Source organism: Pyxidicoccus sp. M6, from assembly GCF_055568925.1.
In genome coordinates this window covers 8,928,459-8,945,611 of sequence record NZ_CM145714.1, presented here as the reverse complement: position 1 = coordinate 8,945,611, position 17,153 = coordinate 8,928,459, and the positions used below count along the sequence as shown (strand labels likewise).

12 protein-coding genes are annotated in these 17,153 nt (G+C 70.8%); 6 read left to right on the top strand and 6 right to left on the bottom strand.

Annotation, left to right across the window (positions count from 1 at the left end; all coding sequences use genetic code 11):
• Nucleotide 1: 1 nt before the first annotated feature.
• Nucleotides 2–601, top strand: coding sequence for an imm11 family protein (locus tag ACVTJA_RS35155; protein ID WP_465826251.1), 600 nt, complete (start codon nucleotides 2–4; stop codon nucleotides 599–601).
• A gap of 357 nt (nucleotides 602–958) precedes the next feature.
• Here ACVTJA_RS35155 and ACVTJA_RS35150 read toward each other — a convergent pair whose 3' ends face one another.
• Together ACVTJA_RS35150 and ACVTJA_RS35145 are read right to left on the bottom strand one after the other, a co-directional pair.
• Entirely contained in the window at nucleotides 959–2,941 is a 1,983-nt protein-coding gene (locus ACVTJA_RS35150; RefSeq protein ID WP_465826249.1) for a S8 family serine peptidase, read from the bottom strand.
• A gap of 210 nt (nucleotides 2,942–3,151) precedes the next feature.
• The gene (locus tag ACVTJA_RS35145; RefSeq protein WP_465826247.1) at nucleotides 3,152–4,276 is read right to left on the bottom strand and encodes an aldo/keto reductase; all 1,125 of its coding nucleotides are present in this window, start codon (nucleotides 4,274–4,276) and stop codon (nucleotides 3,152–3,154) included.
• A gap of 188 nt (nucleotides 4,277–4,464) precedes the next feature.
• Here ACVTJA_RS35145 and ACVTJA_RS35140 point away from each other — a divergent pair, with 188 nt between their 5' ends.
• On the top strand, nucleotides 4,465–6,135 hold the full coding sequence (locus ACVTJA_RS35140) for an amidase (protein WP_465826245.1): 1,671 nt from the start codon (nucleotides 4,465–4,467) through the stop codon (nucleotides 6,133–6,135).
• Between the two features lie 122 nt (nucleotides 6,136–6,257).
• Here ACVTJA_RS35140 and ACVTJA_RS35135 read toward each other — a convergent pair whose 3' ends face one another.
• Together ACVTJA_RS35135 and ACVTJA_RS35130 are read right to left on the bottom strand one after the other, a co-directional pair.
• Nucleotides 6,258–6,917, bottom strand: a complete 660-nt coding sequence (locus ACVTJA_RS35135; RefSeq protein ID WP_465826243.1) for an SRPBCC family protein — start codon at nucleotides 6,915–6,917, stop codon at nucleotides 6,258–6,260.
• A complete protein-coding gene (locus tag ACVTJA_RS35130) occupies nucleotides 6,914–7,564 on the bottom strand; it encodes a 2OG-Fe(II) oxygenase (RefSeq protein ID WP_465826241.1) in 651 nt (216 codons plus the stop codon). The genes ACVTJA_RS35135 and ACVTJA_RS35130 overlap by 4 nt, the downstream gene beginning before the upstream one ends.
• A 138-nt stretch (nucleotides 7,565–7,702) precedes the next feature.
• Here ACVTJA_RS35130 and ACVTJA_RS35125 point away from each other — a divergent pair, with 138 nt between their 5' ends.
• A complete protein-coding gene (locus tag ACVTJA_RS35125; RefSeq protein ID WP_465826240.1) occupies nucleotides 7,703–9,514 on the top strand; it encodes a sensor histidine kinase in 1,812 nt (603 codons plus the stop codon).
• Between the two features lie 10 nt (nucleotides 9,515–9,524).
• Here the strand turns inward: ACVTJA_RS35125 and ACVTJA_RS35120 are convergent, their stop codons facing one another.
• Nucleotides 9,525–10,178: a cobalamin B12-binding domain-containing protein gene (locus ACVTJA_RS35120; protein WP_465826238.1), complete on the bottom strand. Its 654-nt coding sequence runs from the start codon at nucleotides 10,176–10,178 to the stop codon at nucleotides 9,525–9,527.
• A 172-nt stretch (nucleotides 10,179–10,350) separates the two neighbouring features.
• Between ACVTJA_RS35120 and ACVTJA_RS35115 the strand changes: the two genes are divergently transcribed.
• From ACVTJA_RS35115 to ACVTJA_RS35105, 3 genes are read left to right on the top strand one after another with little or no spacing between them, the layout of a single operon-like run.
• Nucleotides 10,351–11,004 (top strand): Isoquinoline 1-oxidoreductase subunit, encoded by a 654-nt coding sequence (locus ACVTJA_RS35115; protein WP_465826236.1) that lies wholly within the window; start codon nucleotides 10,351–10,353, stop codon nucleotides 11,002–11,004.
• Nucleotides 11,001–11,465, top strand: coding sequence for a (2Fe-2S)-binding protein (locus ACVTJA_RS35110; RefSeq protein WP_465826234.1), 465 nt, complete (start codon nucleotides 11,001–11,003; stop codon nucleotides 11,463–11,465). The genes ACVTJA_RS35115 and ACVTJA_RS35110 overlap by 4 nt, the downstream gene beginning before the upstream one ends.
• Nucleotides 11,466–11,472: 7 nt before the next feature.
• On the top strand, nucleotides 11,473–13,770 hold the full coding sequence (locus tag ACVTJA_RS35105; RefSeq protein WP_465826232.1) for a xanthine dehydrogenase family protein molybdopterin-binding subunit: 2,298 nt from the start codon (nucleotides 11,473–11,475) through the stop codon (nucleotides 13,768–13,770).
• Between the two features lie 30 nt (nucleotides 13,771–13,800).
• Here the strand turns inward: ACVTJA_RS35105 and ACVTJA_RS35100 are convergent, their stop codons facing one another.
• Complete coding sequence (locus ACVTJA_RS35100) at nucleotides 13,801–17,007, bottom strand: PAS domain-containing protein (RefSeq protein WP_465826230.1); 3,207 nt, start codon at nucleotides 17,005–17,007, stop codon at nucleotides 13,801–13,803.
• Nucleotides 17,008–17,153 lie beyond the last annotated feature (146 nt).

Genomic DNA, 17,153 nt, shown 5'->3' with positions numbered 1-17,153 from the left:
CATGCAGGCCGACTACTTTGTCATCGAGTCCGCGCCGAACAACAACCATCCGCTCCTTGCAATCGACGACGACGAGGTGGGCTTTGGGAAACCGGAGCCCGTTGCCATTTCGGAGCCGGTGCAGTTGCGATTGGGCGCTCCAGTACCGCGAAAGCCAGAGATGGTGGACCACCACAGCCTGCCACAGCCGGTGTTCTCTACTCGAATCGTGGAGGTGCTGGAGCCGCTCGGACTCTTTGGCGTTCAGTTCGTTCCGGCCGATGTGACGGTGAAGCTGGGTGACGTGCGGCGCTATTGGGTGCTGCACGTCTTCAACGAGTTCCAGTGCCTCGACCGTCAGCGGTCCATCTATGAGTTCTTCCCTGGCCACGAGGTCGCGCTGAGCGTTGACAAGCTGGTGCTGGACGAGCGCGTGCTCCAGGAAATCCCGCTGGAGCGGAGGCTGCTATTCGTGCTGGCGGAGTCCACGAGTACCTTCGTGTTCCATCGCTCCCTGGTGGAGCGGGTGCTCGCATTGACGCCACCGCCGGAGGGGCTGCGCTTCATCCGTGTGGACAAGTGGAACGACTCCGCTGGGTTCCAGGCGGACGCCGCACCGTAGGTCTCCTTGGTCGTCAGTTCCGTCAGGGCGGCGGCACGATGAAGCCCTGATCCTCGTTCGCAGGATAGGCAAGGACTTACCCCGGATGGCTTGGACTCCTCGGCCACTCGCCGACGGTAGCTCTCACCCTCAATGCTGATGATGCTCGCGCGGTGGAATACCCGGTGTGACGCGCACCACCTCGGTTTTCGCTGTGAGGGCACGCGGCGAAATTGAGGGGAGGGGCGGGGGTTGTTTCCGCGTCCGCCGCCCATGCCGCCATGGATAGAAGCGCCAGCAAGAGCTCCGGGAAGGTGTGGCAAGGGGCGGTTCTCCCCCAGCGCGCTCCTGGCAGGGTGGGCAACGCTGGACATCAGGTCATCGTGGACTGCTGTTCCTCCGGCCCACGGTGAACATCAGGTCATCGTGGTCGGTGAATCCGTCGGGTGCACAGTCCGCCACGTCGCGGCGGGAGCCGTAGACGCCCCGAATGGCCTGCACTCCGCCTTCCGGAAGGGTGAAGGTGGTGGAGAGTTCCTGTGCCCCGTACTCGGCGGGCGTCAGCCTCGCGAGGTGCGTCCACACAGGGTGGTTCGCATCCGGTGCGTGGAAGAGGTCCAACTCCTCCCAGAAGGGGAGGGCGGACCACACGCTCGCGGTGACGGTGACCTGCCGTCCGGGCGCGAGAGGGCGTCCATCCGTGGTGGCGATGCGCACCCCCTCCAGCGAGGCAGACATCAGATAGGAGCCGTTGTCGCCGTCCGGGCAGCTCGCGCCAATCGTGTTGGGCGCGTGCAGCTCGGGGCCCACGGCGCCGGAGCCCTGAACCAGCACGCCGGTGTCACAGGAAGGCCCCACGGTGTTGCAACGTGGTGCGAGGAGCACCGGGTCCGGGTCAGCGACACCGGGGTTGCGCACGACGACGGAGATGGGGCCGTCGCGGCGGACGTTGTACGCGGCGTCGTACGCGCGGACCTCCAGCACGGTGCGGCCGTTCAGCTCGCGCGTGGTGTCCCAGGCGAGCTCGAAGGGCGCGGACGGGTCGCTCGCGCGCAGCTCGCCATTCACCCAGAAGTCCACGCGGTGGATGGCGGTGTCGTCGAAGACGGCGGCGAACAGGTGCACGGTGCCGCGCAGCCTCGCCTTGTCGCCCACGACGATGAGCTTCACCCACGGCGGCCGCGTGTCACCGGAGACGGGTAGAGCGCCGGTATACAGCAGCAGGTTGGGTGAGCCCCGTCCCGTGAAGGACAGGCGGCCCGGCGTGGCAGCGCCAATGAGCGCCGCGGCCACCTGCTCCGGTGATGCGGACGGATGCGTCTCCAGGTAGAGCGCCGCCGCACCGGCCACGTGGGGCGAGGCCATGGACGTGCCTTCGAGGACCTCGGTGGCGGTGTCGTCGGAGTTCCACGCCGAGGTGATGTCCTGTCCCGGCGCGAAGAGGTCCACGCAGCGGCCGTAGTTGGAGAAGCCGGCCCGCGCATCCGTGTCACGGGTGGCGCCCACGGTGATGGCCTCGGCGGTGCGTGCCGGGGACTCGTTGCAGGCATCGACGTTCTCGTTACCGGCGGCGACCACGGTGGAGACACCCGAGGCGATGACGTCACGGACGGCCTGGTCCAGCGCCTCGGAGGGCTCGAAGCCCAGGCTCAGGTTGGCGACGGCGGGCGCGACGTGGTGGGCGGCCACCCAGTCCAGGCCCGCGATGACTTCGGACACGGTGCCCTCGCCATCACAGTTGATGACGCGCACGGGGTGCAGCGTCACGCCCCGGGCCACGCCCCAGGTGCTGCCGCCGAGCGTGCCCGCCACGTGCGTGCCGTGGCCGTCGCAGTCCTCCGCCGTGCCGTCCGGGTCCACCGCGTCGAAGCCCTCGCCGACACGCCCATGGAATTCCGCGTGGGTGCGGCGGATGCCGGTGTCGATGACGTATGCATGCACGCCCGCGCCCGTGAGCGCGGAGCGATAGACGCCATCCAGGGGCAGGTCCTCCTGGTCGATGCGGTCCAGGCTCCAGGGCGCAGTCGCCTGGACCGAGCTCAGATGGACATAGGCATCCTGTTCGACGAGCGCCACGGACGGGTCCGCACGCAGCGCCTCCACGTGCGCGTCGTCCAGGTCGGCCACGAAGCCGTGCAGGACGTGGTCATAGGTGCGGGCCACCCGCGCGTCGTGCTTGCGAGCAATGTCGAGGACCTGCTGCCGCACGCTCGCGGCCTGGACGCGCGAGCCCGGCTTCAACGTGACGATGTATCGGCCGGGGACCCTGCGTGCCTCAGCGGGCTTCGCGGTTTCGGCACAGCCTCCCAGCGCCAGCCCCGACAGGGTGGCGCACAGGAACTTCAGAAGGTACTTCCGCATTCAATCTCCGAGGTGCGAGCCGGGGCGTCGCCTCCAGCCTCGCCTCGAAGACCCGCGAGCGATTTCTCACGGTCGCGGAGGAATGAAGAAAGTGCGTACCCCGGGCTCACGCCCCTCGGCTCTCCTCATCGGCGGCATCAAGACGCCACCCACTTCGTTCGGGAGGGAGAGGCTGCCGGAGGCACATGCACAGCCTCTCCCTTCGAGGTGTCAGCGCTCCTGGGCCTGGAGAGCACCCCGGAAGCCGCTCGGCTCCGCGCGGATGGTGGTGCCGCCCGCGAGCATTCCCTTCGTGAAGAACGGGTTCTCGAAGAACACGTATGGCGCGAAGGAGTCGGGACGGCTCGCGGCCTCCAGCCTCGCGGCCAGCGCGGGCGGCAGCGTGAAGTCGAGCGCGTGCAGGTTGTCGTCGAGCTGCGCCAGCCGGCTCGCGCCGATGATGGTGGAGGCCACTCCCGGACGGTTCGCCACCCAGTTGAGCGCCACCTGCGCGGGCGTGCGCTCCACCTCCTTCGCCACCGCGACGAGCTCCTTCACGATGGCCCACGGACGCTCCTGTAGGAACTTGTCGACCACCGGGTTGCCGCTGGCCAGCAGGGCATGGGCGCGCCCGTCACCCTTCGGCTTCGCGCCCTCGCGCGTGTACCTACCCGTGAGGAGCCCTCCGGCCAGCGGGCTCCACGGGGTGATGGCGGCGCCCATCGCGAGCGCGGCGGGCAGGTGCTCGCGCTCGATGTTGCGCTCGGCGAGCGAGTACTCCAGTTGGAGCGCGGCCACCTTCTCCCAGCCATGCCGCTCCGCCAGCGTCTGCGCGCGGGCGAAGTACCACGCGGGCACGTCGGAGAAGCCGAGGTACCGGACCTTGCCCTCGCGCACGAGGCCGGTGAGCGTCTGCATCACCTCTTCCACGGGCGTCAGGCCATCCCAGACGTGCAGCCAGTACACATCCACGTAGTCCGTCTTGAGCCGCCGCAGCGAGCCTTCGAGCGCGCTCAGGATGTGCTTGCGGCTGTTGCCTCCCGCGTTCGGGTCTCCCGGCGAGAGGTTCGCCGAGAACTTGGTGGTGATGACGGCCCGCTCCCGGCCTCCGTGCTTCGCGAAGTAGTCGCCGATGATGCGCTCGCTGGAGCCGGAGGTGTACGCATCCGCGGTGTCGATGAGGTTGCCTCCCGCCTCCAGGTAGCGCGCGAGGATGCGGTGCGAGTCCTCCTCATTCATCCCCCAGCCCCAGTCCGTGCCGAAGTTCATGGTGCCCAGCGCCAGGGGGCTCACTCGCAGGCCCGTCTGGCCGAGCAGGTGGTACTTCGCCAGGGAGTCAATCAATCGCGTTGTCATGCCAACCCACTCCATCCGTGATGACGGGCACCCAGCGCCCGTCGCACGGCTAGGAATAGGGAAGGGCGTGTTCGGAGGCAGCCCGGTTCTTGCGCCTGATTGCAGGGGAGTGCCCGCCAGGGTGTCCTGATGCACGCATCCCGGGCCGAGGCGCAGCGCGATGCATCCATCAGCGGTAGTGTTTCGCCATGACCTATCAACGCAACCCGGTGAAGGCGCCCCGCGTGTCCGGCATGGCGCTCAAGGCCTTCGTCAACACGCTGGAGAGCTCGGTGGGCTCCGTGGTGCTGGAGAAGCTGGTCCGCGACAGCGGCATCGAGCAGTGGCGTGAGATGCCCGCGGATGACGCGCCGCCCATCCAGCTTCCACTGCCCCATGGCGCGCCCGGCGCCGAGCCCCAGTCGCCGCAGGAGCAGGCCGCGCGCGCAATCGCCGCGTCCCCCGCGCCGAAGGAGCGTGAGACGGTCTCCGCCTATGCGCGCGCCTACCGTGAGGGCGCGGACCCTGTCGCCGTGGTGCGGCGGATTCATGAGGCCATCGACAGGCTCGACAGTGGGAAGGACCGGCTCGGCCTCTTCGTCGCGCGCAAGCCGGAGGAGGTGCTTCGCGCCGCCGAGGCTTCGGCTGCGCGGCTGCGCGCGGGCCGTCCGCTGAGCATCCTCGACGGCGTGCCCGTGGTGCTGAAGGACGAGGTGGACCTCGCCGGCTTCCCCACCACGCTGGGGACGAAGTTCCGCAATGAGCCGGCCAGCGCGGACTCGACGGTGGCCGCGCGACTCAAGGCCGCCGGGGCGCTCATCCTCGGCAAGGCCAACATGAACGAGATTGGCATCAACCCCATCGGCCTGAATCCGCACCACGGCGCCGCGCGCAACCCGTGGAACCGGGGCCGCATCACCGGCGGCAGCTCCAGCGGCTCGGGCGCTGTCGTGGCCGCGGGCCTGTGCCCGCTGAGCATCGGCGCGGATGGCGGCGGCTCCATTCGCATCCCCGCCGCCCTGTGCGGTGTCGTCGGACTCAAGGCCACGTGGGGCCGCATCCCCGAGACGGGTGTGCCGCCGCTGTGCTGGAACGTGGCCCACGTGGGGCCCCTGGGGCTCACCGTGGATGACGTCGCCGCGGCGTACGCGCTCGTGGCCGGGCCGGACGGACATGACGTCGTCGCGCAGACGCAGCCGCCGCACCACCTGTCGGGCTACGAGGACGGGAGTCTGTCCGGCGTGCGGCTCGGCATCTGCTGGCCGTACTTCGAGGATGCCGACGCGGACGTGGTGGCTCGCTGCAAGGAGGCGGTGCGCGCGCTCACCGACGCGGGCGCTCGGGTGGTGGAGATTCCCGCGCCCGACCTCAACACCATCCTCTGGACACACAGCTGCATCATCCTGAGCGAGATGGCGGAGGCGATGCGCTCGCACGTGAAGACGCGCTCGGCGGACTTCGGCCTCGACTCGCGCACCAACCTCGCCATCGGCCGGCACTTCCGCGCCACGGACCTGGTCCACGCGCTGCGGCACCGGCACAAGCTGACCCGCGAGATGCTGGCGCTCATGAAGGAGGTGGACGTGCTCGTCACGCCGACGACGGCGACCACGGCCCCGGTGATTCCCGAGGCGACGCTGCCACATGGGGAGTCGAACCTGCCGGTGGTGGACGCGCTGATGCGCTTCGTGCGGCCGGCCAACCTGACCGGCTTCCCCTCGCTGTCCCTGCCGGCCGGCTTCGACCGCGAGGGCCTGCCCGTGGGTGTGCAGCTCACCGGGCGCCCGTACGAGGAGCACCTGCTCCTGCGCCTGGGCCGCGTGGTGGAGCGGGCCGCCGAGGTGCGCACGCCTCCCATCCACGTGACGGCCCTGCGCTGACTCCGGCGCGCCGCCCGGCGCTCAGCCCCGCTCTCGGGGGCCTGCGTCGCCAGGACGGCTGGCTCGCGCGGGCCGGGCGTCCCCGGCCACGCTCGAACGGGGACTGCAGGGGCTCCGGCTCCTCAGGGGGCCGGCTCCTTCACGCGAGCGCGGAGCACCGCGCCCAGTACCTCGGCCGTCTCCGGCGGGAGGCGGGCGAGGTGCGTGTAGAGCAGCTCCTCCACCTGGGCCACCGTCTCCGCCGGAGCGCCGGCCTCGCGGATGCCGGCGAGCACCGTGTAGGCCGCTGCACCGAGCGGCCCGACGAAGCCGCGCGACTCCTCCCAGAACTCCTCGAAGCAGGGCACCGCGTCTCCGGTGGTGACGCGCACCAGCCGCCCCAGGCACGCGCCCCACCAGCGGCGGTGGGCCTCCAGCGACTCGGTGCTGGAGAAGGGGCCCTGCCGCACCTCCACTCGCGTGCCTCCATCCGCGGGACGCAGCGCAATCGACGCGCGCGTCGCGTCCGCGCCCAGGCCTCCGCCTTCCCACGCCATCTCCAATTCGAGCCCCTCGCCCGGAGCCACCGCGAGAATCTGTCCGCGCTGCGCGAAGGGCTCGCCGCTCGCGTCGATGAGATTCACGCGGAAGGGCTCGCCCGAGGCCACGTCTCCCGTGGCGCCGGTGCGATGTCCTCCCGGTGGCGCGCCGTACCAGCGCCGCAGCCGGAAGGGGTCCGCGAAGGCCTGGAACACCGCGTCCGGCTCCTGGGCCACCCACACGTCCATCGCCAGCTCGCTCATGCCGCCATCCCCGCGCGGGTGCGCACCTCGAAGCGGGGGACGCCGGGCAGCAGCGACTCGGGCACGCGGTACTGCTCCACCACGAGGCTGATGCGCGCTTCCGAGAGCGCCGGAGCCCCCGCGTCGATGGGCGCCACCTCGTGCGTGAGGTCTCCCCGGAACATCACCAGCGAGCGCGGCGAGGGCTTCAGCGCGGCCACGCGGTTGCCCCGGTGGTACAGCCGCAGCTCGCCGCCCGACAGCGCCTCCGGCACCTGGACGTAGAGCACGCTCACCGCCACCGGACAGCCGATGCCGGTGCCGTAGAACTCCAGGCTCCGGTCGATGTGCGCGCCCACGCCGCGCCCCTCGCGCACCAGCAGCGGGTTGAGCAGGAAGGCGTTGCAGTCCGCCAGCAGCGCGGTGTCCAGGTACGGCTTGAAGTCGGGGAACAGCGCCGTCACCTCCGGCAGGGCCTCGCGCCGGAAGGTGATGGAGAAGCCATACGTCCCGGAGAACTGGCCCGACAGGTTGGAGTCGCCGAGCAGGGGCGTGCCGAGGATGGCCTGTCGGATGGCCTCGACAGTCGCGGGCGGAAGCGCTTCGGGCGTGCGGTGGACGAAGGTCTGGAGCCGGAAGGCTCCACCCCACGGTGGCTGGAAGTGCATGGGGTCACTCTAGCCTGGAGTGACGGCGGGCAGGCAGCCGCACCGGTGGGGCCGGCGTGCCGGAGGAACCCGCGGCTGCCTGCTACTGGCCTGCGCGGTGCGGCCTGCCCATCTCCTTGGGAAGGGTGACGATGACTCATGTCGGGCAACGTCCAGAGCATCTTGCGCTCCCCCGAGCGACTGGCCGCGCTGCGCAGGACCGCTCTCATGGACACCCAGGCCGAGGAGGCCTTCGACCGCCTCACCCGCCTGGCCTGCCGCGTCCTCCGTGCTCCCATCGGCATGGTGAGCCTGCTGGATGGGGAGCGGCACTTCTGCAAGAGCTGCATCGGCCTGCCGGAGCCGTGGCAGAGCCGGCGCGAGCTTCCGCTGGCGCACTCGCTCTGCAAGTACACCCTGGCCTCCGGTGAGGCCCTCATCGTCGAGGACGCGCGCGCGCACCCGCTGCTGCGCGACTGCCTGGGCGTGGCGGAGCTGGGCGTGGTGGCCTACGCGGGCGTGCCGCTGGTCAGCTCCGGCGAGGCACTGGGCACCTTCTGCGTCCTCGACACCGTCCCGCGCCAGTGGACGGAGGACGACGTCCACGTCCTCGAGGACCTCGCGGCCTCGGTGATGACGGAGGTGGACCTGCGGGCGACGCGCGAGCTGGAGCTGGCCGCGAGGCTGGAGCACGCGCGCCGCGAGGCGGCGGACGAGTCGCGCCGGCGCATCGCGCTGCTGGCGGACGCGGGCGAGCTGCTGTCGGACGTGGCTCGGAGCGAGGCCGCGCTCCAGCGGCTGGCCGAGCGAGCCGTCCCCGACCTCGGCGACCTGTGCGTCGTGGAGTTGCTCGGAAGTGGCCCCTTCGCCCCCGGTCTCCGCATGGCCCACGTGGAGCCCACGGGCGTGTACCGGCTGCGCGCCGTGGTGGAGGCCCCGGAGACGCGGGAGACCTGGCGGGCCGGCGACGAGCCCCGGCTATCGAGGCTCTCCTCGGGAGAAGCGTCTTCCTCCCGGGGAGGGCTCGCGTCACTGCTGCCACGCCTGGGGGTGCACCAGTTGCTGCGCGTCCCGGTGCTCACGACGCATGGGCTGGAGGGGCTGCTCACGCTGGGGCGGAGCGCTCCGGAAGCGCGCCCCTACCGGGACGAGGAGGTGGAGGTGGCGCAGGCGCTCGCGGGGCGCATCGCCGTGGCGGTGGAGAACGCCCGGCTGCTGCAACAGGTGCGCGAGGGCGTCCGCGCGCGGGACGAGTTCCTCTCCATCGCCGCGCACGAGCTGCGCACGCCGCTGACGCCCCTCAAACTGCAGCTCGACACGCTCCGCCGCAGCGTGGCCGCCGCGGGCGTTTCCGACGAGCGGGTGACGCGTCACCTGGAGCGCTCGTCGGCCCAGGTGCAGCGCCTGGCGCAGCTCGTGGAGCGGCTGCTGGACGTGTCGCGCGTGGCCACCGGACGGCTGGGGCTGCTGCTGGAGGAGTTGGACCTGTCCGTGCTCGCCGCCGAGGTGACGGACCGTTTCCGCGAGGAGGCCGAGGCCGCGGGCAGCAGGCTGGAGGTCCACACCCCCGGCCCGGTGCGCGGCGTGTGGGACCAGCTCCGGCTGGAGCAGGTGTTGTCCAGCCTCATCTCCAACGCCATCAAGTACGGCGCCAGCGGCCCCATCGACGTGTCCGTGGAGGGCCATGGGGAGATGGCGCGCCTGTGTGTGCAGGACCGGGGCATCGGGCTCAAGCGCGAGGACACGGCCCGAATCTTCGACCGCTTCGAGCGCGCGGTCTCCGCGCGGCACTACAGCGGCATGGGGTTGGGGCTGTACGTGGCGAAGCAGATCATCGAGGCCCACGGCGGCACCATCCTGGTGCGGAGCCAGCCGGGGCTGGGGTCCACCTTCACCGTCATCCTCCCCACGCAAACGCCGCCCCGGCAGGTTGCCGGGGAACAGAAGGAGTCCGCCGCTTCGAGCGCCTGAGGCCGCGAGCTCAGCGGGATGGGAGGAGCCTGTCCACGCCACCGCGCGTCAGGTTCAACAGCTCCTCGGTGGAGTGCAGCACGGACCAGGAGCCCTCCACTTCAGGCGTCAGGCCGTCGGCCGCGCGGCCACCCGCCACGAGCGGGATTTGCGGCGTCGTGCGGTGCATCAGCTCCAGCGTGAGCCGCGCGTCCGGCACGTGCTCCGGCATGGCGCAGGAGAGCCCGACGAAGACGGGCTGCTCGCGGGCGACGAAGACGGCCAGGTCCTTCGCCGGGGTGTCCGCGCCGAGGAAGCGCACATGCCAGCCGTCGATTGCCAGCACCTGGGCGACGAGCCGCGCCCCGAGGAGGTGCCGCTCGCCAGGCGCGCAGGTGATGACGGCGCGGGGCCCGCCCTGGTGCCACCCGAGCCCGGGCAACAACTGCGTCAGCAATTCGCGCATCAACTCCGTGGCGGCGTGCTCCTCCGCCACCGAGATGATGCCGCGGCACCAGCGCTCGCCCACGGCCTGCATGACGGGCTTCGCCAGCATGTCCACGAGGAACGCGGGCCCACCCTCGTCCATGTAGTGGTGCACCGCTTCGAGCACCGTCCCGCTGTTCCCGACGAGGAGCGCGTCCGCGACGACGTCGAGCGAAGGCAATTGTGTAGGAGACGACACGACCCCCTCCAGGGGCCCAGGGCCCACGAGTCAAACGTGGGGCCGGCGCGCGGCGGCGCAAGGCGGCTCCCGAAGAGCATGACGGCGGATGCGCGCCAGCACGCCAGGTACGGCTTCCGGAGGGGCGAATATTCGGCTTGTGGTGGAGGGGGAGTTGCTGGAGCCTTGGGCCATGCAGCCAACTCTCCGAGTCATGGCTCCGCTGGTCGTCCTCCTGACGGTGGGAGGATGCAAGCGGGAGCCCGATGCGGGCGCTGTCCAGAAGGCCGCCCTTCCCGAGGTTGCTCCCAACGCGCTGCGCGGTCTTCAGGACTTCGCGAGCATCGAATCCCCGGCGGAGCGCTCGAAGGCGCTCTTCCTCGAGGCGAGCCGCGTGCTCCTGCACCCGCGCTGCGCCAACTGCCACCCCAGCGGGGACACGCCCCTCCAGGGCATGGATGGGCAGCCGCATTACCCGCCGGTGGTGCGCGGGCCGGACGACAAGGGCGCCGTCGCCCAGGAGTGCACGAGCTGCCACCAGGACCGGAACCTGGCGCACGCGCGCGTGCCCGGCGCGCCGAACTGGCACCTGGCGCCGAAGGAGATGGCGTGGGTGGGCAAGAGCCCGCGCCACATCTGCGAGCAGATGAAGGACCCGAAGCGCAACGGCGGCAAGACGCTGGCGCAGATTGTCGAGCACAACGCCCACGATGAGCTGGTGGGCTGGGGATGGAACCCCGGAGCGGACCGCGAGCCCGCGCCCGGAACGCAGGAGCAGTTCGGCGCCATCATCGCCGCGTGGGTGGAGACGGGCGCGGAGTGCCCGAACGAGGAGGCACGGCCATGACGATTCACGTCCGCGTCAACGGTGTGGAGAAGGAACTCGATGTCGACCCGGAGATGCCGCTGCTCTGGGCGCTGCGCGACGTGCTCGGCCTGACGGGCACGAAGTACGGCTGCGGCCAGGCGCTGTGCGGCGCGTGCACCGTCCACCTGGACGGCCAGACGGTGCGCGCGTGCGTGACGCCGGTGCGCCGCGCGGAGGGGAAGTCGGTGACGACGATTGAGGGCCTGTCGCCCGACGGCAACCACCCGCTGCAGAAGGCCTGGTGCGAGCTGGGCGTCCCGCAGTGCGGCTTCTGCCAGTCCGGTCAAATCATGAGCGCGGCGGCGCTGCTGGCGAAGAAGCCGAAGCCCACCGACGCCGACATCGACCAGTCGCTCGCCGGCAACCTGTGCCGGTGCGGCACGTACACGCGCATCCGCGCGGCCGTGAAGAAGGCCGCGGGCATTCCCGAGGAAGGGTGAGGGTGGCATGACGCAGCGACTCCAGTTGATTTCGCGGCGCTCCTTCCTCGAGGGGCTCAACCTGGCGGTGGGCGGGCTCGCCCTCGGCCTCTTCTCCGCGGACACGCTCGCGGCCGAGCCCTCCGGGCGCTCCGGCAAGAAGCCGAAGTCGAGCTCCCCGGCCATCGAGGACGGCACCCCGGGCCTGACTCCCAACGCCTTCGTACACGTGGCCCCGGACGGGCTCGTCACCATCGTCTGCCACCGCTCGGAGATGGGGCAGGGTATCCGCAGCTCGCTGCCGGTGCTCATCGCCGACGAACTGGGCGCGGACATGGCGCGGGTGCGCATCGTCCAGGCGGACGGCGACAAGGCCTACGGCGACCAGAACACCGACGGCTCCAGCAGCGTGCGCGGCATCTACGAGGACATGCGCCGCGCCGGCGCCACGGCGCGCACCATGCTGGTGGCCGCCGCCGCGAAGCGCTGGAAGGTGAAGCCCGAGGACTGCGTGGCGAAGGACCACGCCGTCTTCCACCGCGACGGCAAGCGCACGCTCGGCTTCGGCGAGCTGGCGAGCGAAGCGGCGGGGCTGGCCGTCCCCGACGAGAAGTCCGTCAAGCTGCGGCCCAGGGCCGAGCTGAAGCGCGTGGGCCGGCCGCTGCCGCTCCTGGACGCGCCCGCGTACGTCAACGGCACCGCCGCCTTCGGCGCCGACGTGAAGCTGCCGGGCATGCTCGTGGCGATGATTGCGCGTCCCCCCGTCGTGGGCGGCAAGGTGGTGAAGTACGACGCGGCGAAGGCGCTCGCCGTCCCCGGCGTGAAGCGCGTCGTCGAGCTGCCCGCGCCGCAGAAGCCCTACATCTACCAGCAGTGGGGCGGGGTGGCGGTGCTGGCGGAGAACACCTGGGCGGCGATGAAGGGCCGCGCGGCGCTGGACATCACCTGGGAGCACGGGGAGAACGCGTCGTACGACTCGAAGCAGTACCGCGAGGCATTGGCCGCCTCGGTGCGCGCGCCGGGCACCGTGGCCCGCAATGTGGGTGACGTGGACAAGGCGCTGGCTGGCGCCGCGCGCGTCGTGGAGGCCGAGTACTACGTCCCCCACCTGCCGCACGCGGCCATGGAGCCGCTCGTCGCGATGGCCCGCGTGGACGGCGACACCTGCGAGGTGTGGGCGCCCACGCAGAACCCCCAGGACGCGCAGGAGGTGGCCGGCGGCATCCTGAAGATTCCTCCCGAGAAGGTGAAGGTGCACGTCACCTTCCTCGGCGGCGCCTTCGGCCGGAAGTCGAAGGCGGACTTCATCGCCGAGGTGGTGTGGCTGGCGCGCGAGGCGGGCGCTCCGGTGCGCGTGCAGTGGACGCGCGAGGATGACATGCGCCACGACTACTACCATTCCGTCAGCATGCAGCGGCTGAGCGCGGGCCTGGACGCGGACGGCAAGGTGGTGGCGTGGCGCCACCGCACGGCCTTCCCGCCCATCGCCTCCACCTTCTCGCCCGCGAGCCGGCCCAGCGCGCGCGACTTGAAGCAGGGCGTGACGGACCTGGCGCTCACCGTGCCCAACGTCCGCGCGGAGACGTGCGAGGCCCCCGCCCATGTGCGCATCGGCTGGCTGCGCTCCGTGTACAACATCTTCCACGCGTTCTCGGTCAACTCGTTCATGGACGAGCTGGCCCACGCGCGCGGCGTGGACTCGCGCGACATGCGCCTGGAGCTGCTGGGGCCGCCGCGCGTGGTGACGCTGGCGGAGCTGGGCGTGCGCGAGCTGGACAACTACGGCCAGTCCTTCGAGCAGCACCCCATCGACACGGGGCGCATGCGGCGCGTGGTGGAGCGGGTGACGGCGCTGTCGCGTTGGGACGAGCGCAAGAAGGACGGCCGCGCGCTGGGGCTCGCCGCGCACAAGAGCTTCCTGTCCTACGTGGCCGTCGTCGCGTCGGTGGTGAAGGACGAGGCCGGACGCATCCGCGTCGACGAGGCGTGGGTGGTGGTGGATGCCGGCACCGTCATCAACCCGGACCGCGTCCGCTCGCAGATGGAGGGCTCGGTCATCTTCGGGATGAGCATTGCCCTGCACGGCGAAATCAGCATGAAGGGCGGCGCGGTGGAGCAGTCCAACTTCCGCGACCTCAAGCTGGTGCGCATCAACGAGGCGCCCCGGAAGATTCACGTCGAAATCGTGGAGAGCGACGGCCCGCCGGGTGGCATTGGCGAGCCGGGCCTGCCTCCCGTGGCGCCGGCCATCGCCAACGCCGTCTTCGCGCTCACCGGCACGCGCGTGCGAGAGCTGCCCCTGTCGCGCACGCTCCCTGTCGTCTGACGTCTGACGTTCGGGGCGCACGGTGCGCCTTCAGTGCACCGTCGCGCCCTGGGGGCGTTGCTCCAGGGAGAGCGGCAGCTCCACGGTGAAGGTGGTGCCCTCGCCCTGCCGGCTCTCCGCGAGGATGGTGCCCTGGTGCGCCTCCACGATGCGGCGGCTGATGAAGAGGCCCAGGCCCAGGCCGCCGTAGTTGCGCGTGGAGACGGCGCGACCGAACTTCTCGAAGATGCGCGACAGGTTCTCCGGGGCGATGCCGATACCCTCGTCGCGCACGGTGAAGCGGGCCTTGTCGCCCCGCTGCTCCGCCCGCAGCACCACGGGCCGGCCGGGTCCGTATTTGATGGCGTTGGAGAGCAGGCCGCGCGCCACCTGCGCCAGCCGGTGCCGGTCCCACCAGCCCACCACCGGCGCGGGCGCCTCCACGATGACGTCGCACCCGGCCTGGGCGCTCTGCGTGCGGAACTGCTCCGCCACCTCGCGCACGACGGCGGACAGGTCCGTGAGGTCGCGCTGGAGCGACGGCGTCTCGCCGGTGAGCTGCGTGACGTCCAGCAAGTCATTGATGAGCGCGGTGAGCTTGCGCACCTGCCAGGAGGCGCTCTCCGCCGTGGAGCGCACGCGCTCGCGGAGCCGCTCGCAGGGCGCGTCCGGGCGGGCCTCGCGCGCCAGCCCCTGGAGCTTTATCTGCAGCGGGGTGAGCGGCGTCTTCAGCTCGTGCGAGGCCACGGTGAGGAACTCGTCGCGCAGCCGCACCGACTCCTGGAGCTGGGCCTCGGTCTGCTTGAGCCGCGTCACGTCATGGAGGGAGAGCAGCGCGGTGGCCGGGTGGCCGTGCATCGCGGGTAGCATCTCCGAGTCCGTGAGGAGCGAGTGCCGCCCCGTCGCCGTGTGCCACACCACGGGGGCCCGGAGGAAGCGCTCGCCGCGCGCGGCCCGGCTTCCAGGGCTCTGGTCCACCGGCAGGGGACGGTCCTGCTCGTCGGTGAGGTGGTACACGTCCGCGTACTCCTCCGAGGGAACGCCGAGGGGGAATCGGCCCCCCGCCATCCGGTGGGCGGCCTGGTTGGCGAAGAGGACGCGCCCGGTGCCCGGCTCGAGCAGCAGGAAGGCGATGGGAATGAGGTTGAGGACGGACTCCAGCCACTGCTGCTGGTTGGTCAGGTGCGCGGCCAGCTCCTCCGCCTTCTGCCGGGCTCGTACCTGCTCCGTCACATCGATGGAGTAGGACATGACGGAGTCCACGCGCCCGTCGGCGTCGCGCAGCGGCACGTAGGCGATGTTGAAGAAGCGGTCCTCCAGCACACTGCTGCCCCGGGAGCCGACTCGCACGAGGGCCTCTGTCATGAAGACGGGCCGGCCCTTGTCGTAGACCTCCTTGAGCCGCTGGGAGTACTCCACACCCGCGCGGCTGCTCCTGCTCATCTCCCTGAGCGACTGGCCGGTGAGGTCCACGCCGTCGGAGAAGGTCCGGTAGATGGGGTTGACGAGGGTGAAGATCTGGTCGGGACCGCTCAGGATGGCGATGGAGGCCGGGACGTTCATCAGCGTGTCGTAGAGTCGCGCGCGCTGGACCTCCACCTCGGCCTCCGCCCGCTTGCGGTCGGTGATGTCGTGTACGAGGGCGACGAAGCCCTTCACCGCGCCCTGGGGCGACTGCGTGGGAACATAGGTGGACTGGACGTGCAGCATCCGCCCGTCCCGGAGCGTGAGTGCGCTCTCGTAGCTGACCGTCTCTCCCGCAAGCGCCCTGCGCATCCAGTCCTTCAGGTGGGCGTAGCCCATCTCTCCGGCCAGGACGCGCACGGGCTGGCCAATCAGCTCCTCGGGCTTGAGGCCAAACCACGTCTCGAAGGCCCGGTTGCAGAAGACGTAGCGCTCGTCACGGTCGATGTAGGCCACCAGGGCGGGGAGGGCGTCGGTGATGGCGCGGAGCTGGTGTTCCCGGATGCGTACGACTTCGCGGCTCTGCTCCAGGGCCTCCTTCGCGTGCACCTGCTCCGTCACGTCGCGCTGGGTGCCCCAGATGCGGACCAGCATGCCGCGCTCCACCACCCCGAGGACGTTCGCCATCCGCACGCGCTCCTCGCCGGAGCCGTCCACGATGCGCGTCTCCACGTTCTCGCTCCGATAGCCATCGCGGATGAAGGGACGGATGGCCCTGTCGACGTGTGCCGGGTCCCGCGTGAGCCGGGACAGCATCTCCGGCAGCCGGATGCCCACCATCCGCGACGCGGTGGCGAAGCCCGTCATGCGCGCCATCATCTCGTTCGCCTCGGCGACGCGGGTCCGCTCCATGAGCGCCTGCAACTGCTCGTCCTCGGGCAGGCGGGTGTCGATGGGCGGCACGACTTCCAGCCGCCAGATGCCCTCGGTGCTCTGGGCCACGAAGGTGCGGTAGCGCTCGTCGCTCTCCTGGAGCGCCTGGGTGGTGCGCCGCAGCGAGGCCTCGGCCTGCTTGCGCTCGGTGATGTCCTCGGCGGTGGAAATCCACTCACGGACGAGGCCCTGGTCATCGAAGACGGGGACGCCGCGGATGATGGTGTCGCGGTACGCGCCGTCGTGACGCCGCAGCCGCACCTCGCCCTGGTACGCGTCTCGCGTCTCCAGCGCCGTGGCCCACTCCGAGACGAAGCGCGTCCGGTCGCTCGGGTGGATGGCGTCGAGCCAGCCCAGGCCCAGGTGGCCCCCCAGGCTCTGCCCCGTGAAGGCGAGCCATCGGGGGGCCGGCTCCACCACCTCACCGCGGCCGTTGGTGGTCCACACCGTCTGAGCCACGGACTCCACCAGCGAGCGGTAGCGCTGCTCGCTCGTGCGCAGCGCCCGCTCCGCGAGCTTCGACTCCGTCGTCTCCAACACGGTGATGCCGATGCCGTGCATGGCGCCGTTCGCGTCGCGCACGGGGTAGTAGTTCACCAGGTAGTAGCGGTCAGCGACGCCACCGTCTTTGTGCGTGGGGCCGCAAATCTCCAGATTGAGGGCCGGACGTCCGGTCTCCAGGACCTGCCGGTAGTGGGGCTCGATGGCGGGCCACAGTTCGGGGATGACGTCGCGCACCTTGCGGCCCAGGTGGGCCTGGCGGGGCAGTCCGTTGAGGTCGGCCAGCGCCTGGTTGATGTGGATGAAGCGCAGGTCCAGGTCCACGAAGGCCAGGCCGATGGGCGCACTCGCCACCATCGTCTCGAGGAACAGACGGGACTGTTCCGCGGAGATGCCTTCGATGGCTTCCCTGTCCGTCAAGCCCGCGCCATGTCCCAACACTGACGTTGCCTCCAAGGGATGACCCGGCCTGCCTACCGGGCACCTTTCCCTGGAGGTTGCGCATCTCGGACGCCCGCCGGGAGAAGCGGGCCGGGAGGTGGCGCCTTGGGTCCACACCCGGCGGG

What these genes read in the sequence shown, in the direction of transcription:
- ACVTJA_RS35135 (WP_465826243.1), bottom strand. Translation starts at nt 6,917, where the DNA reads ATGAGCGAGCTGGCGATGGACGTGTGGGTGGCCCAGGAGCCGGACGCG.
- ACVTJA_RS35105 (WP_465826232.1), top strand. Translation starts at nt 11,473, where the DNA reads ATGACGCAGCGACTCCAGTTGATTTCGCGGCGCTCCTTCCTCGAGGGG.
- ACVTJA_RS35150 (WP_465826249.1), bottom strand. Translation starts at nt 2,941, where the DNA reads ATGCGGAAGTACCTTCTGAAGTTCCTGTGCGCCACCCTGTCGGGGCTG.
- ACVTJA_RS35125 (WP_465826240.1), top strand. Translation starts at nt 7,703, where the DNA reads ATGTCGGGCAACGTCCAGAGCATCTTGCGCTCCCCCGAGCGACTGGCC.
- ACVTJA_RS35130 (WP_465826241.1), bottom strand. Translation starts at nt 7,564, where the DNA reads ATGCACTTCCAGCCACCGTGGGGTGGAGCCTTCCGGCTCCAGACCTTC.
- ACVTJA_RS35110 (WP_465826234.1), top strand. Translation starts at nt 11,001, where the DNA reads ATGACGATTCACGTCCGCGTCAACGGTGTGGAGAAGGAACTCGATGTC.
- ACVTJA_RS35115 (WP_465826236.1), top strand. Translation starts at nt 10,351, where the DNA reads ATGCAGCCAACTCTCCGAGTCATGGCTCCGCTGGTCGTCCTCCTGACG.
- ACVTJA_RS35145 (WP_465826247.1), bottom strand. Translation starts at nt 4,276, where the DNA reads ATGACAACGCGATTGATTGACTCCCTGGCGAAGTACCACCTGCTCGGC.
- ACVTJA_RS35155 (WP_465826251.1), top strand. Translation starts at nt 2, where the DNA reads ATGCAGGCCGACTACTTTGTCATCGAGTCCGCGCCGAACAACAACCAT.
- ACVTJA_RS35140 (WP_465826245.1), top strand. Translation starts at nt 4,465, where the DNA reads ATGACCTATCAACGCAACCCGGTGAAGGCGCCCCGCGTGTCCGGCATG.